Origin of the sequence: Mucilaginibacter sp. PAMC 26640, from assembly GCA_001596135.1 — a bacterium.
GTDB lineage: Bacteria > Bacteroidota > Bacteroidia > Sphingobacteriales > Sphingobacteriaceae > Mucilaginibacter.
The window spans coordinates 2,545,767-2,560,428 of the sequence record CP014773.1 but is presented as its reverse complement, the minus strand read 5'-3'; the positions used below and the strand labels follow the sequence as shown (position 1 = coordinate 2,560,428).

Annotated in this window: 14 protein-coding genes; 8 read left to right on the top strand and 6 right to left on the bottom strand. The window is 44.4% G+C overall.

All coding sequences use genetic code 11. The annotated features are described in order from the left end of the window. Positions 1–347: 347 nt before the first annotated feature. Both A0256_11150 and A0256_11145 read left to right on the top strand, forming a co-directional pair. Positions 348–1,679 carry a sulfurtransferase gene (locus tag A0256_11150; GenBank protein ID AMR31940.1) on the top strand — a complete coding sequence of 444 codons (1,332 nt, stop codon included), beginning with the start codon at positions 348–350 and terminating at the stop codon, positions 1,677–1,679. Between the two features lie 74 nt (positions 1,680–1,753). After that, positions 1,754–2,110 carry a hypothetical protein gene (locus tag A0256_11145; protein AMR31939.1) on the top strand — a complete coding sequence of 119 codons (357 nt, stop codon included), beginning with the start codon at positions 1,754–1,756 and terminating at the stop codon, positions 2,108–2,110. 18 nt (positions 2,111–2,128) lie between these two features. Here the strand turns inward: A0256_11145 and A0256_11140 are convergent, their stop codons facing one another. Then, positions 2,129–2,548, bottom strand: coding sequence for a hypothetical protein (locus A0256_11140; protein AMR31938.1), 420 nt, complete (start codon positions 2,546–2,548; stop codon positions 2,129–2,131). On the opposite strand from A0256_11140, the gene A0256_11135 reads away from it, so the two are divergent. From A0256_11135 to A0256_11125, 3 genes are all read left to right on the top strand, one after another. Continuing rightward, entirely contained in the window at positions 2,541–2,837 is a 297-nt protein-coding gene (locus tag A0256_11135; GenBank protein ID AMR31937.1) for a hypothetical protein, read from the top strand. The genes A0256_11140 and A0256_11135 overlap by 8 nt on opposite strands. Positions 2,838–2,907: 70 nt before the next feature. Next, positions 2,908–3,465 carry an arylesterase gene (locus A0256_11130; protein ID AMR31936.1) on the top strand — a complete coding sequence of 186 codons (558 nt, stop codon included), beginning with the start codon at positions 2,908–2,910 and terminating at the stop codon, positions 3,463–3,465. Between the two features lie 118 nt (positions 3,466–3,583). Continuing rightward, positions 3,584–4,681, top strand: a complete 1,098-nt coding sequence (locus A0256_11125) for a hypothetical protein (GenBank protein ID AMR31935.1) — start codon at positions 3,584–3,586, stop codon at positions 4,679–4,681. Positions 4,682–5,201: 520 nt separating this feature from the next. On the opposite strand, the gene A0256_11120 is transcribed toward A0256_11125, so the two are convergent. Further along, positions 5,202–6,323, bottom strand: coding sequence for an AI-2E family transporter (locus A0256_11120; protein AMR31934.1), 1,122 nt, complete (start codon positions 6,321–6,323; stop codon positions 5,202–5,204). Positions 6,324–6,996: 673 nt separating this feature from the next. On the opposite strand from A0256_11120, the gene A0256_11115 reads away from it, so the two are divergent. Further along, the gene (locus tag A0256_11115; protein ID AMR31933.1) at positions 6,997–8,634 is read left to right on the top strand and encodes a 1-pyrroline-5-carboxylate dehydrogenase; all 1,638 of its coding nucleotides are present in this window, start codon (positions 6,997–6,999) and stop codon (positions 8,632–8,634) included. 139 nt (positions 8,635–8,773) lie between these two features. Here the strand turns inward: A0256_11115 and A0256_11110 are convergent, their stop codons facing one another. From A0256_11110 to A0256_11095, 4 genes are all read right to left on the bottom strand, one after another. Further along, the gene (locus tag A0256_11110) at positions 8,774–9,520 is read right to left on the bottom strand and encodes a hypothetical protein (GenBank protein ID AMR31932.1); all 747 of its coding nucleotides are present in this window, start codon (positions 9,518–9,520) and stop codon (positions 8,774–8,776) included. A 127-nt stretch (positions 9,521–9,647) separates the two neighbouring features. Beyond that, complete coding sequence (locus A0256_11105) at positions 9,648–10,283, bottom strand: carbonic anhydrase (GenBank protein ID AMR34513.1); 636 nt, start codon at positions 10,281–10,283, stop codon at positions 9,648–9,650. 122 nt (positions 10,284–10,405) lie between these two features. Next, positions 10,406–11,968 (bottom strand): hypothetical protein, encoded by a 1,563-nt coding sequence (locus tag A0256_11100; GenBank protein ID AMR34512.1) that lies wholly within the window; start codon positions 11,966–11,968, stop codon positions 10,406–10,408. Positions 11,969–12,146: 178 nt separating this feature from the next. After that, positions 12,147–12,479, bottom strand: a complete 333-nt coding sequence (locus A0256_11095; protein ID AMR31931.1) for a hypothetical protein — start codon at positions 12,477–12,479, stop codon at positions 12,147–12,149. Between the two features lie 85 nt (positions 12,480–12,564). On the opposite strand from A0256_11095, the gene A0256_11090 reads away from it, so the two are divergent. Beyond that, a complete protein-coding gene (locus tag A0256_11090; GenBank protein AMR31930.1) occupies positions 12,565–14,118 on the top strand; it encodes a methylmalonyl-CoA carboxyltransferase in 1,554 nt (517 codons plus the stop codon). A gap of 98 nt (positions 14,119–14,216) precedes the next feature. Then, positions 14,217–14,633: a GCN5 family acetyltransferase gene (locus A0256_11085; GenBank protein AMR31929.1), complete on the top strand. Its 417-nt coding sequence runs from the start codon at positions 14,217–14,219 to the stop codon at positions 14,631–14,633. Positions 14,634–14,662: the final 29 nt, after the last annotated feature.

Below are 14,662 nucleotides of genomic sequence, written 5' to 3'. Positions count from 1 at the left end.
TCTAATTAAGAATCAGTATATATTAATTGCGACCGCAATAATATGAAATGCCATTAGTTTATAAGATATATCCAGCACAGATATGAAATCAATTCCTTTAAACCGTTTTGTGGCAGCTATGCTTAAGTTATCGAGAATATCGGTAGTGATTAAGTGGTTTAATAAGTAAAGGGGGCTTAAACAGTATTTGCTGTATTGATTGCCGGAACGATTGGCGTCAACCGTTCATTGTATTTTAAATAAAATAGAATTATTTTCAATGTGCATCTTCTAATCTTTACCCTGCCCAAACACTTGCCTTTCTAAACCAATCCGACGAAATATTATCTTTGCGGCCAGAATTCGCTATGATAGTTAACCAGTTTTACGATAAGGGCCTGGCCCATGCTTCTTACGCCATTATCCGCAACGGGCGGATGATCGTGATCGATCCGGCCCGCGACCCGCAGCCTTACTATGATTTTGCCGAGATCCACAGTGCCGATATTTTGGGTGTGATAGAAACTCATCCCCACGCCGATTTTGTAAGTTCCCACCTGGAGATTCATCAAACCACCGGTGCAATTATCTATGTAAGCAAACTTACCGGTGCCGGTTATCCGCATGAAACATTTGACGATGGAGACGTAATTACACTGGATGACATTAAACTAAAAGCCATCAACACGCCAGGCCATTCGCCCGATTCGATTTGCATTCTGTTAGAAGATGAGAAAGGTAAAGATTGTGCTGTATTTACAGGTGATACCTTATTTGTTGGCGATGTAGGGCGTCCAGATCTGCGTGAAAGCGCAGGGAATATCACTGCAAAAAAAGAAGAATTGGCGCAAGCTATGTACCACAGTACGCGCGGCAAACTGATGTTGCTGCCTAAGGATGTAACGGTATACCCCGCGCATGGCCCCGGTTCGCTCTGCGGCAAAAACATGAGCCCCGATCTGCAAAGTACCATCGGCAAGGAACTGCGTGATAATTACGCTTTACAACTGATGGATGAGCTCAAGTTCGTAAAAACCCTGCTGGCCGATCAGCCCTTCGCGCCAAAATATTTTGGCTACGATGTGGAGCTAAACAAAACCGGCGCGCCTAATTTCGCCGACAGTGTTAAGAGCGTTAGGAAACTTCATCACGATACCGGCCTGGAAGACGACATATTAGTAGTAGATACCCGGACAAGCTCGTTATACCGTAAAGGCCACGTAAGAGCCAGCATCAATTTGCAGGATGGCGAAAAATTTGAGACCTGGCTTGGATCGGTAGTTGGCGCCGAAGAATTGTTTTACCTCATTGCCGCCACCGAAGAAGACCTTGACGTGGTGATTAAAAAAACAGCCAAAATAGGGTACGAAAACAATATCAAAGCGGCTTTACTCACGCCGGAAAGTGCTACGGTTGCATCTCCTGATATCCAGCTGGACGATTTTAAGAATTATCCGGCTAACTACACTATCATAGATGCGCGCAACTGGGCGGAGATCAATACTGGTAAGATCTTTAGCGATGCTTTAACTATTCCACTGCCTGAATTGCGTGAACGTATTGGGGAGATCCCCAGTAACAAGCCCATTGTTGTACATTGTGCAGCGGGTTATCGCTCGGCAGCAGCGGCCAGTATCATCGCAGCCAAAATCACGGAAGTACCGGTGTTTGACCTAAGCGAGGCCGTGAAAGAATTTTAGTTAATGGTGATTAACGATAGCCTTATTGGATATCTATGAACTGATTAATAAATTTCTGTATAATTGCACCCATCATGTCTGATGACGCAGTTGTAAAACGGATAAAAGTTATTGTTAAAGAGCACGGCGGGCAGCTAGCTCTTGCAAACGCTATTGGTGTAGACCAGGGTTTCATCAGCAAGGTGATCAATAAAAAGCAGGACATCAGCTATTACCTGATCCGTAAGCTTTGTTTTCAGCTGAAATACTCACCAGAATGGCTCATCCTCGGCACCGGCGAAAAAAACATCCACAAACCCGAATCGGCCAAACTTATTACTGAAATTCAAATGCTGCGTACGGAAGTAGATATCCTCCATGCACGTATGCGCGCCTACGAGCTGGAAATGCAGGAAATTAAACTTAGCCTACCCCGGCAACAGGCAGGTTAATCTCTTTGTAATCAATAATTAATCCAGGTTCAGCATCTGCTCAAATGCTGCCGGATCAATTTCGCCTACCATATCTCCTTTTAAAATGATAGCCAAAACATTGCTATGCTTGTGCAACTGCAGCCTGCCATTAAAGAGCTTTTCTGTTGTAGATTTAAGAAATTGCTTAATGCTTGCTTTTGTCGCCTTACGGCAGGCCAGCTCAATGTTACCATTGGTGATAACCAGCCGGACTTTCTGCTCATTAGCTTCGATAGTAAGCACAAGGTTGTCAGTCAATTTAAAAGGCATCATAATTGATAAAAATAAAAATTTCCACAACCATTTATAACTGAAAGGAGTGAAACTATTTAAATTATCCGATGTTGGTAAATAAATAATCAAAGCAATGGGACCTATATTTTTCACCGTCGGGTCTGATTTACCCGTGATGATCATCCCCAACACGGATGGGCATGTGAACGGCCACCCTGTACTCACTTATACTTACAACGTTTATCGCGATGTGGGATTTGAGGATGCGTCCATGATCAAAATAAAAGAAAAAGAATTGTTGCTTGACAAGAAAACAAGTAAAAATTACATGGGCTATATCACATTTGAAAGCCCGGGAAAATTATTTACCTATACTGCGGATGGTAATGAAGACCTGTCATCAGATGAGGTTCAGGAGATCATTGAAAACATTACACACTTCCGCGAACATCCGGGAATGTGGCAAATTTAAGCTAAAATCCGATAGCAAAAAGGTAGGTGCCTTCCATAAAACATCTCTGCAATCACGCTGTTCCTAATTAATGCAACAGATCTTATTCTTGGGAGATAGCCTTACTGCAGGGTATGGGCTTGCCAATTCATCTACAGAATCTTTCCCGGCACTTATTAACGAAAAAATAAGATCAGAAACCCTGCCCTACCAGATTATCAATGCCGGTTTAAGCGGTGATACCACAAGCGGCGGCCGCAGCCGCATAGACCACTGGTTAACCCGGCAGGTGGATGTTTTTTTCCTGGAACTGGGGATCAATGATATTCGCCGCGGGGTAGCACCGGGTACTATAGAACTAAATCTCCAGGCCATCATTAACAAAGTAAAAGCTAAATATCCTGACGCCAGGTTGGTATTACTGGGCATGGAGATCCCAGCTTTTTTAGGCGGGCAGATCGCCATCGAATTCAGCGCCATCTATCGCAAATTGGCGGAAGCAAATCACATGGCACTGGTTCCGTTCTTATTAGAAGGCGTTGCCGGTAAAAAGCATTTAAACCTCTGGGACCGGGTGCATCCATCCGCAGCAGGTTATAAAATAGTGGCGGATTTAGTATGGCCGGTGTTGAAGAGTGTTTTGATCTAGAGACCTGCAACATACGCTAAAGTATTCCACTCTTTGCTAAGCTGATATATAAATGACTAAACCCGGCTTTCATTTTTTATCTTGCACAGTCAATTACTTGTATACAAGATTATAATATATGAAGCTTAAATACTACTTGCTGCTATTTTGCGCCCCCTTGTTTATCAGTACAGCCTTTGCCGGCGCAGATCAAACCGATACGCTGACGGCTAAAAAACTAAATCCTTACGGCAGGTATTATTATAATGCTAATAAAGAGCTGGAACTCATCAGTTCCGCCGTGCATTTTGGGTTTAGTTTTGAGGGCACAACCTGTAAAATATATACCTCACTGCCAGATGAACACGCCCACAGTTACCTGCAGTACGAACTGGATGGTGTTTATCAAAAGCGGATCCGCGTGGAAGGCAATCCTAAAGAGCCAATTACTATCATTGCACCAACGGCAGGCAAGCATGAGGTCTGGATCTATAAATGTACCGAGGCAGCCACCGGAGCCATTCTCATTAGTAAAATTGCCGCGGAACACATCAAATCCCTCAAACCAAGCAAAGCTTCACTCATCGAGTTTATTGGTAACAGTATAACCTGTGGTGCGGCAGCTGATGCCAGCGATATACCTTGCGGCACCGGCGACTACCATGATCAGCATAATGCCTATATGGCTTACGGTCCGCGTTTGGCGCGTAAGCTGGGTGCAAATTACATGCTGAGCAGTGTTAGCGGCATTGGCGTTTACCGCAACTGGAACAGCGACGCACCCACCATGCCACAGGTGTATGAAAAGGTAAATTTCCAGGACAACACGCCCTTGCTGTGGGACTTTAGCACTTACAGCCCAAAAGTCGTAAGCATTGCCCTCGGCACCAATGATTTCAGTAATGGCGACGGCAAACGGCCCCGCAAACCCTTCGATGCGGTTGAGTTTACGGCAACTTATGTGAAATTCGTAAAACTAGTCAAATCCAAATACCCCAACGCGCGGATAGCCCTTTTAAGCAGCCCTATGGTAAAGTTCCAAAATGCCAAATTGCTGGAAGACTGCATTACTGCAGTGAGGGATAAAATAAATGCGGCCTATCCAAAAAGCAAACCGGCACAAGTTTTCTTTTTCCCTCCAATGGAAGCCCACGGTTGTGGCGGCCACCCAAGTGTAGAAGACCACGCAGTGATGGCCGACCAGGCAACCGCCTTTTTTAAGAAGCTGCTGGAGTAATTTTCATAAACAATTGATATCGCGGTTAGGTGTCGTGTTATCGTACATAATAGTCCAGATTACCTTACAACTTTTAGCTAACTACAGTGGTTTGCGAATAATTAGCGACCTTTTTACCTAATGGTATCAGTTTTGCAAATGATCAAACATCTACTAACAAACTAAAACATATAACCATGAGATCATTATTGTACATCGTAGCAGTTATCCTTATAATTGGATGGGCTATAAGCACATTTGCCTACGCTGCAGGCGGTTTAATCCACATTTTATTAGTGATTGCCATTATCGCATTCGTGCTTGGCCTGCTAAGAAAAGATACAACCGTGGTGTAACATTACCACTATATAAAAAAAGCCCGGTTCGACAGCGAACCGGGCTTTTTTGTTGCCAAAAATTTAAGTGTCCTGCAATAGGTCAAAGCGATTGGTAGAATTTTACGATAAAAAAAGCCCGGCCTGCTGTGCTGACCGGGCATTTAATAGACTAAATTTTTTCGCTTAAACGAATATCATTAACACTATTCCTTAACAATTTTTTGCCGTTTGGTGGTCATCTTTTGGGCAAGGCGGTTTTGCTTATGCTCCTCGTCACCCAGGATAATACCCCAGGATTTGAGGCTCTCCACCCGGTCGAAAATAATCTTCATTACCGCTATAACGGGAATGGATAAGAACATCCCGGGAATCCCCCAGATCATTTCACCCATAATTACGCCTAATACAGTAATCAGGGCGTTTATTCTCACCTTAGAGCCTACAACCAGCGGCAGTAATACATTACTGTCAATTAGATGCACTACAACAAGGGTAATAACCACCAACAGTACTTTACTTACAACGGTAGCTGTTGCAAAGGTTACCAGCGCGCTGATGACCAAAGCGGTAAAAATACCGATATAAGGTATGATGTTGAACAATCCCGTTATGAGCCCAAGTAATATCGCATACTTGATGCCCAGCGCCCAAAACACCAGGCAAACAACCCCCGCAACAATACCCATCTCAATCAATAAACCGATGATGTATTTACGGATGATATACTGTACCTGCTCTACAATTTCATGCACCAGGCTTTTATTCTCATCTAAAAATACCGATTCAAAAAACCGCATGATGAGTTTGCGATAAAGCAAAAAGAAGAAGGTATAAATAAAGGTAAATACCAAAAACAGTAGTATGCCGGAAAGCGACAACAACGTTGCACCCACTACCGAACTGCCCGACTCCATAATTTTGCTTTTAGCCGTATCAACGTACGTCAATTGTTTACGGGCATCTACATGGAAAGTGTTAGTTACCCAATCCTGAATTGACTCCACTGATTTGGTAAGCTGTAGCTGAAACTGGGGCCAGTCTTTCGCCAATCCAGAGATTTGAGAACCAATAACGTATAAAATTAAACCGATAGCACCTAAAAGCATTAATACCGATAACATAGAGGCTGCGCTACGGGGCAGTCTGACCTTAAACTCTAAAAATTGCGCCAGCGGCAACAATAAAATGGCAAACAAACTGGAAAAAATCAGCGGCGACAGGATCTCTTTAGCAACGATGACAATGTAGACAAGCGAGATGAGGCTAAACAGTACACAGGCCAGTTTTAAGTAAAACGGCAGCGTTTTAAATTGAGCAATATCCATGATTACTGGTTTTTGCCTCTAAACATGGAAATGATCCAGAAAATTAAAGCTATAACTATAATTACACCAATTATAGCAGTAACAGCACCGGCTTTAAAAATGCCGCCGATAACTGAGCAGCCGCTCAATAATAAAATGGCCAGCAAAAACGAAGGAAGATAGATTTTTTTCATGGGGTATTTGATTAATTAATTTCCCAATAAACCTACTATAAGGCACAATGTTTTGGTATTCGGAGTAATTGCTACACCTATTAGGGGTATTGAATGGAAACGGCTTTGTTCGTGGTGTTGTCACCAACAACTGGCCATGTAGGCCAGCGAGTGCAAATCCCCGAATGGTATCACCGCCGTTGTTGAAAATCATACATAGTGGCTGCATGGCGGCGACCGTCCTGATAGGCAATGGTGAAAACACCAACAACGGCGGCATCACACTAGTGACTGCATAGCGGTGACCGTCCTGATGGCTGTTGGCGAAAACACCAACAACGGCGAAAAGACACCAACAACTTAGGAAAGACACCAACAACGGCAGAAATGGCAGAAAACCAATCTAACTTAAACACATTATCGCCAACTGCTATCCCCCCGTCACAAACACAACCGGCAGATCTCTACATTCGCACTTCTGCACATTTCCGCTTATCTTTGCACCTTTAAATTATTCACCTATGCTTAAAGGATTTTTTAATGTTCCTGCACCTGTAAATGAGCCTGTTTTAAATTACGGCCCGCGCAGTTTGGAACGTGCAGCGCTGAAGGCGGCTTTAACCGAAGCCCGCGCACAGCAACTGGATATACCCATGTACATTGGCGGCGAGGAAGTACGCACCGGGAAACTGGTAGAGCTTCGCCCACCACATGATCATAAACACCTGCTGGGCGTGTTCCACTATGGTGATAAAACCCACGTAAATGCCGCAATCGATGCAGCCCTTGCTGCAAAAGCCGACTGGGAGAACTTGCCATGGGAACAGCGTGCAGCAATATTTTTAAAGGCTGCAGAACTGATAGCCGGCCCTTACCGTGCTACCATCAACGCAGCAACCATGCTGGGCCAAAGCAAAAATGCATACCAGGCAGAAATTGATGCAGCCTGTGAACTGATCGATTTTCTGCGGTTTAACGTGCAGTATATGACGGAGATCTACGCGCAGCAGCCGCCAGTATCCGGCAAAGGTGTCTGGAACCGTTTGGAGCAGCGCCCTTTAGAGGGGTTTGTATTCGCCCTTACCCCTTTCAACTTTACCGCTATTGCCGGTAACCTGCCTGCATCAGCTGCTATGATGGGCAACGTTGTTGTATGGAAACCTGCCGATACGCAAGTATATGCGGCAAACGTGATCATGCAAATTTTTAAAGAAGCCGGTGTACCTGATGGTGTAATCAATCTGATCTACGCAGACGGACCTGAAGTTGGCGAGGTTGTGTTCAACCACCCGGATTTTGCAGGCATCCACTTTACAGGTTCTACTAAAGTTTTCCAGCATATCTGGCAAACCATTGGTACTAACATCCATAAATATAAAACCTACCCGCGCATTGTTGGTGAAACCGGTGGTAAAGATTTTGTACTTGCCCACCCAAGCGCCAATGCTGATGCTGTAGCGGTTGCTTTATTACGTGGCGCTTTTGAATACCAGGGACAAAAATGTTCTGCCGCTTCCCGTGCTTATATCCCGGCAAGCCTGTGGCCTGCTGTAAAAGAGCATGTACAGCGCGAAATCGCTACCTTTAAAATTGGCCCGGTTGAAGATTTTGAAAATTTTGTTAATGCGGTTATCAGCGAGGTAAGCTTTGATAAACTTGCTAAATATATTGATGCAGCCAAAAAAGACGAAGGCGTTGAGCTTATTGCCGGTGGCAACTATGATAAAACTCAGGGCTGGTTTGTAGAGCCTACAGTATTACAGGTGCAAGACCCTTACTATGTAACCATGTGCGAAGAACTCTTCGGACCTGTATTAACGGTTTACGTTTACGAAGATGATCAATGGGACGCAACACTGAGCATTATCGATCAAACATCTATCTACGCACTAACTGGTGCGGTATTATCCCAGGATCGGTATGCCATTGCAGATGCCACTTACAAACTGCGCAATGCAGCAGGTAACTTCTACATCAATGATAAACCAACAGGTGCGGTAGTGGGTCAGCAGCCATTCGGCGGTGCACGCGGTAGCGGCACCAATGACAAAGCCGGATCTATGATCAACCTTCTGCGTTGGGTATCTCCAAGAACTATCAAAGAAACCTTTGATTCACCAAAAGATTACAGGTATCCGTTCTTGCAGAAAGAAATGTAGACCTGAGTCCATTGGCTCTTCCTTAATTATGGTTAGACTTTTGTGAAACAATTGACTGACATATTAGCCCGGCTTTGCTAAAGCCGGGCTTTATTATACTATAGCTCCAATTCGTCCGGTTCAAATTACCGGCAATACACTAAGTAATTGATTTTTTATTGCTGATAAACAATCTGGTGATCCGGTACCATATAAATGGGACCATATCATAATATAATATGGTAAGCAGTATTACAGGTAAAAAATAAAAGATCTTAAATTGGTAAATATTAAAAAAATAACCGCCTACCAGACCGCCGAAAATAAAAAATGCAAGGATGGTTAGCCTGACATAAATTTTATTTTTCACCTCCTGGCTTTCGGCCGTTTTTGGATGCATCCAGTCGGCAAGTTCGCTGCCCAGATCTGTAAAAAGACCGGTAAGGTGAGTGGATTTGATCAATCCGCCAGAGATGTTGGATACCAGGCTATTTTGTAAACCCATGGCAAACAGTAAGGCACCAATTACAATTTCACGTTCCTGAGAAGTTTCTTTGTAAAAGCTGTTGCCATAAAAAGCGATAAACAGCAATACAAAGATCTCGAGTATGATAGGTGCCGAGTGTGCCCGGTAATAACTCACATGCTGTAAAGATTTTACGATGAAGTTGGATACAAAGGCCCCCAGTAGAAACATAAACAACCAGAATCCGAATACCAGTATTGACTGAAAATTTTGTTCGATGATGTTTTTTGCCAGGTTAGCTACGTGGCCGGTAATGTTTGATGTAAAAGCTAAAAACGCCAGCACGCCCACCACATCGGTGATACCGGCTACAAATGCCGTAGATGAGGCCAGTAGCAAGTTTTGTTTTAATGTCCGTTTTTCTTTTGGCTCTTTAAGCATGTACTAATATATTTTATTTGATATCTAAACGTAATACCCTTTCCATAGTTTTCGCTTCGTAAAAAACCCGGCTACATTACTGCATACCGGGTTCGATTTAAAACTAAACTAAACAGAAAGAATACACTTAATGCGCAACAATAGCTTCTACGCCATGCAGCTCATACACATAGCCCAAATTATTGGGGCTACTACTGGTCACTTTTAAATCTTTCACGAGGCCACTGCCAAGGTCAATTACCCAACCATGTACCTGCAGGTCGGTGCGTTCCATCCAGGCATTTTGTACAATGGAGGTTTTACAAAGATTATAAACCTGCTCGCTCACATTTAGCTCAACCAGGCGGTTAATTTTCTCGGCTTTATCTGCAATGCGGTCCAGTTCATGGCTATGCAGGCGGTAAACGTCTTTAATGTGGCGCAACCAATTGTCAATCAATCCAAATTGCTTGTTGCTTAGTGCAGCAGCTACGCCCCCGCAACCGTAGTGGCCAGCAACAATTATATGCTTTACTTTAAGTACGTTTACCGCATAATCCAGCACACTCAGCATATTCATATCCGAGTGATTGCATACATTGGCAATATTGCGATGTACAAATATTTCGCCGGGCTTGGTGCCGGTCACATCGTTAGCAGGTACGCGGCTGTCTGAGCAGCCTATCCACAATATTTCAGGCTGCTGGCCTTTTGCCAGGTTAGTAAAAAATTGTGGGTCTTCCGATAAATGTCGCTCAACCCATTCTGCATTGCCTTTCAGCAATTTGTCATAACTAGCTTGTTGTGTAAGCGTAGTGTCGCTAACAGTTGCCGGTGATCTATTATTTGCCTGGCCGCTTTGGCTGTTGTTCTCTGTTTCTATGGTCGACATGGTAAATTTTAAATTTAAGGTTTATAAACTAAATCCTTTAAGGATGGTACTTGGTACCTATCCTGTATATCTACCAGCTGCACGATGATGCCCTTTGTGTAGGCATTGTGCTTGTAATTATGAATGATCTCTAGCACATCAGGATCGATAAAGCGGGAGTTTGAGCCATCAATGATCACGTCGCTCCCCTTTGGAAGGGATGTTAGCGTTACCTGGATCGCCGCTTTATTTAAAAAAGACACCTCTTCTGCAAGCCTAATAGTAATGGTTTTTTTATCGCCTTTAGTGGTGATAGTATAAAAATACGGGTTACGCATGTTGGTACGCAGAATGTAGAAGATCCCTACCAGCATACCGATACCTACCCCTATCAGCAGATCGGTAAGTACAACGGCAACAATGGTTACCACAAACGGTATAAATTGATCCAGCCCCTTGTGCCACATATGTTTAAATAAGCCTATCCTGGCCAATTTGTAACCAGTCATTAACAGGATAGCTGCCAGGCAGGATAAAGGGATATGATTAATTAAAGAGGGAATAAATAACAGTGATAACAACAGCATCAGCCCGTGCACAATGGCACTTACTTTTGTACGTGCCCCTGCATTAACATTTGCCGATGAACGTACGATAACCGCCGTCATAGGTAAACCACCAAGCAAACCGCTCACTAAATTGCCAGCCCCCTGAGCAATCAGCTCGCGGTTCGTAGGTGATATTCTTTTTATAGGATCTATTTTATCTACAGCTTCCAGGCTCAGCAGCGTTTCCAAACTGGCTACTACCGCAATAGTGAAAGCTGCAATCCAAACTTGTTTGTTAGCAATTTCGCCAAAGTTAGGGCTTTTAAACAGTGCAAAGAACTCTCCGCTGCTTTTTACCATCGGGATGTTCACCATCTGCTTTGCCTGCAGGGCCAGATCGGTACCCGCAAAAGCCAAACTTAAAGCAACGCCCGAGAGTACAACCAGCAATGGCGCAGGCACCATGGCCACTCTTTTTATTTTTGGCCAGTATATCATCAACAATAATGATACGCCCGCTATAATAACTGCGCCGTAGTTGATTTTCCCCAATGCCCTGGTCAGCGCAGAAAAGGTATTGTTACCTGCACCGGCTTCACTAAAGCCTTCGTCTCCTTCAAAATCTGCATCATACCCCACCGCGTGCGGAAACTGCTTCATAATAAGGATGATACCAATGGCCGCCAGCATACCTTCAATAACAGGAGATGGAAAATAATTAGCTATGGTACCTGCTTTTATTAAACCCAGCAAGATTTGGAAAGCCCCCGCAATAAACACTGCCAATAAAAACGTTTCATACGAGCCAAGGGTATGGATGGTATTTAAAACAATTACCGTTAAGCCCGCAGCCGGCCCGGCCACACTCAATTGCGAGCCGCTGAATACGCCTACTACCACCCCGCCGATAATACCGGTAAGGATACCTGCAAACAGAGGCGCGCCAGATGCAAGCGCTATACCTAAACACAAAGGCAGGGCAACCAAGAAAACCACCAGGCTGGCTGGCAGGTCCCTTTTCAGATTTTTGCCCAGGAAATACTTTTTCAGGTTAAGATCGCCGGTAGTGAGGCCTCCTTGCTTAATTTGCATAATTATTTTTTTATTAGAAGTTTTGGGGGGAAACGAGGCTTTCCTTTGCTGTTAAGCTTTGAAAAAACACGCCATTACAGCGCCACAAAAGTGTACGACTGCTTGCCCGGTTCAACAATTGAACCGGCGAAAAAGATTAAGCGTTGGGAGGAGGAGTAGGAACCACAGGATGGTAGATCTCTGCGTAAAGGGAGTGTTCCTGGTTGTGCAATACATTGTTTTCAACCACAAAGGTTTTGTAAACTACAAAATGCAGAAAGGTTTCATCGAAGATCTTTTTTTCTTTAAAAGCATCCTTATCGGGATCTTCTTTTTCAGATTTAGTTTCGTGTTCCAGCTGCATGATAACGGCACTAACCGATTTATTATCGAGACATAAAAATGCAGGAGCAATCGCTATAACCATCTTTGCGACAAAGATGCTCATAAACAAAATCACTACCGAAATTTTCAGATCCCTGATTTTCATGTATCGCAAATATAATAAAATCTACAAAGTAAAAACCTCCAAAAGTTAATCTTGCAATTTAATTACTAATTTTAACGCTGCACCAATTGAGCCGATAGTGGATAAAAAGTTAGAAATACTAGAGCAAAAGCGCCAAATCGCGCTTGAAGGGGGCGGATCTGCCCGTATAGAAAGTCAGCATAAAAAAGGCAAATTAACCGCTCGCGAGCGCCTCCACTTCCTATTGGATGAAGGTTCCTTCCAAGAAATTGGGATGCTGGTTTCACACCGGTCTACAGATTTCGGGATGGAAAAAGAAAAATACCCCGGCGATGGTGTGGTAACCGGTTATGGCACCGTTAACGGCCGGTTGATCTACGTTTTCTCACAGGATTTTACCGTTTTTGGTGGTTCGCTGTCAGAAACGCATGCCGAAAAGATCTGTAAAATAATGGATCTGGCCATGAAGAACGGGGCACCTATAGTCGGCCTGAATGATTCCGGCGGCGCGCGTATTCAGGAGGGTGTAGTGTCCCTTGGCGGCTATGCCGATATATTTTACCGCAATACCATGGCCAGCGGTGTAGTGCCACAAATATCGGCCATTATGGGACCCTGCGCGGGCGGAGCGGTATACTCCCCCGCAATTACCGACTTTACTTTGATGGTTGAGCACACCAGCTATATGTTTGTAACGGGCCCCAATGTGGTAAAAACCGTGACCCATGAAAACGTAACATCCGAGGAACTGGGCGGCGCCAATACGCACGCTACGAAGAGCGGTGTTACACATTTTGCCTGCACTAACGAGATAGATGCGATACAGCACGTTAAAAAACTGCTGAGTTACATGCCGCAGAACTGCGAGGACCACGCCCCTGCCCTGCCCTATGAACCGGGTAATGAAACCCGCGATGCGCTGACCACTTTATTACCTGAAAACAACTCGCAGCCATATGATATACGCGAGGTAATTGACCAGGTATTGGATAACGATACTTTTTTAGAAGTGCATAAGGATTTTGCTGAGAATATCGTAGTAGGCTTTGCCCGCCTGGCAGGCAGGAGTATTGGTATAGTGGCCAACCAGCCTGCATTTCTGGCCGGCGTACTGGATATCAACTCATCTACCAAAGCTGCTCGCTTTGTACGCTTTTGCGATAGTTTTAACATCCCCTTACTGGTGTTTGAAGATGTTCCCGGTTTTTTACCTGGGACCGACCAGGAGTGGAACGCCATCATCACAAACGGGGCTAAACTACTTTACGCTTTTTGCGAAGCTACCGTACCGCGGATCACCGTTATCACCCGCAAGGCTTACGGCGGTGCATATGATGTAATGAACTCCAAACACATCGGCGCCGATATGAACTACGCCTGGCCAACGGCAGAAATTGCCGTAATGGGCGCCAGGGGTGCAGCCGAGATCATCTTTAAAAGAGAGATCACCGCCGCCGAAGACCCCGAAGCCAAATGGCGCGAAAAAGAACAGCAATACGCCGAGATCTTCGCAAATCCCTATCGCGCCGCCGAACGGGGTTTTATAGATGAGGTGATAGCGCCAGCAGAAACGCGGATAAAACTCATCCAAGCCTTTAAAATGCTGGAGAATAAAGTAGTGAATAACCCAAGGAAAAAGCATGGAAATATCCCGTTGTAACAAATAAAACCGAAATTGGGCTGGGTATCAATATCACGGTGTCATCCATCTCAACGTCAAAATACGATAGCTCACATCCGAAATCTCCAATCGAAAAAATGCTCTCCATCGAACAAATAACCCCTTACCTTACCTGGCGCGTTCGCCGGGATGTACTTTATCCGGGCAAATATATCCATGATATGGAAATGGATGAGGATAACGACGGTTATCACTTTGGGGCATTTAAAGATAATGAGCTGGTGGCGGTGGTTTCATTATTCGCTAAGGAGCATAACTGGCAGTTTCGCAAACTGGCAGTTATTGATAAAGTACAAAATCAAGGTGTCGGCACCGAACTGCTAAAGTATATAACGGGTTTCGTGGAGCAGGAAAACGGAAAAAGGCTTTGGTGCAATGCGCGTCTGTCCGCTGTCGGCTTTTACAACAAACTGGATTTTAGCACTGCGGGTGAGGTTTTTCACAAAAACGATATCGATTTCATTGTGATGCAAAAGGAACTGATATCAAAGTAAAAGATCAGCCTGCCTCGCGCAAACTGATC

Excerpts from the sequence above, each read along its gene's own strand:
- A0256_11120 (AMR31934.1), bottom strand. The coding sequence starts at position 6,323 with ATGGATATTGCTCAATTTAAAACGCTGCCGTTTTACTTAAAACTGGCC.
- A0256_11085 (AMR31929.1), top strand. The coding sequence starts at position 14,217 with ATGCTCTCCATCGAACAAATAACCCCTTACCTTACCTGGCGCGTTCGC.
- A0256_11140 (AMR31938.1), bottom strand. The coding sequence starts at position 2,548 with ATGATCATCACGGGTAAATCAGACCCGACGGTGAAAAATATAGGTCCC.
- A0256_11110 (AMR31932.1), bottom strand. The coding sequence starts at position 9,520 with ATGCTTAAAGAGCCAAAAGAAAAACGGACATTAAAACAAAACTTGCTA.
- A0256_11115 (AMR31933.1), top strand. The coding sequence starts at position 6,997 with ATGCTTAAAGGATTTTTTAATGTTCCTGCACCTGTAAATGAGCCTGTT.
- A0256_11125 (AMR31935.1), top strand. The coding sequence starts at position 3,584 with ATGAAGCTTAAATACTACTTGCTGCTATTTTGCGCCCCCTTGTTTATC.
- A0256_11130 (AMR31936.1), top strand. The coding sequence starts at position 2,908 with ATGCAACAGATCTTATTCTTGGGAGATAGCCTTACTGCAGGGTATGGG.
- A0256_11150 (AMR31940.1), top strand. The coding sequence starts at position 348 with ATGATAGTTAACCAGTTTTACGATAAGGGCCTGGCCCATGCTTCTTAC.
- A0256_11135 (AMR31937.1), top strand. The coding sequence starts at position 2,541 with ATGATCATCCCCAACACGGATGGGCATGTGAACGGCCACCCTGTACTC.
- A0256_11145 (AMR31939.1), top strand. The coding sequence starts at position 1,754 with ATGTCTGATGACGCAGTTGTAAAACGGATAAAAGTTATTGTTAAAGAG.
- A0256_11095 (AMR31931.1), bottom strand. The coding sequence starts at position 12,479 with ATGAAAATCAGGGATCTGAAAATTTCGGTAGTGATTTTGTTTATGAGC.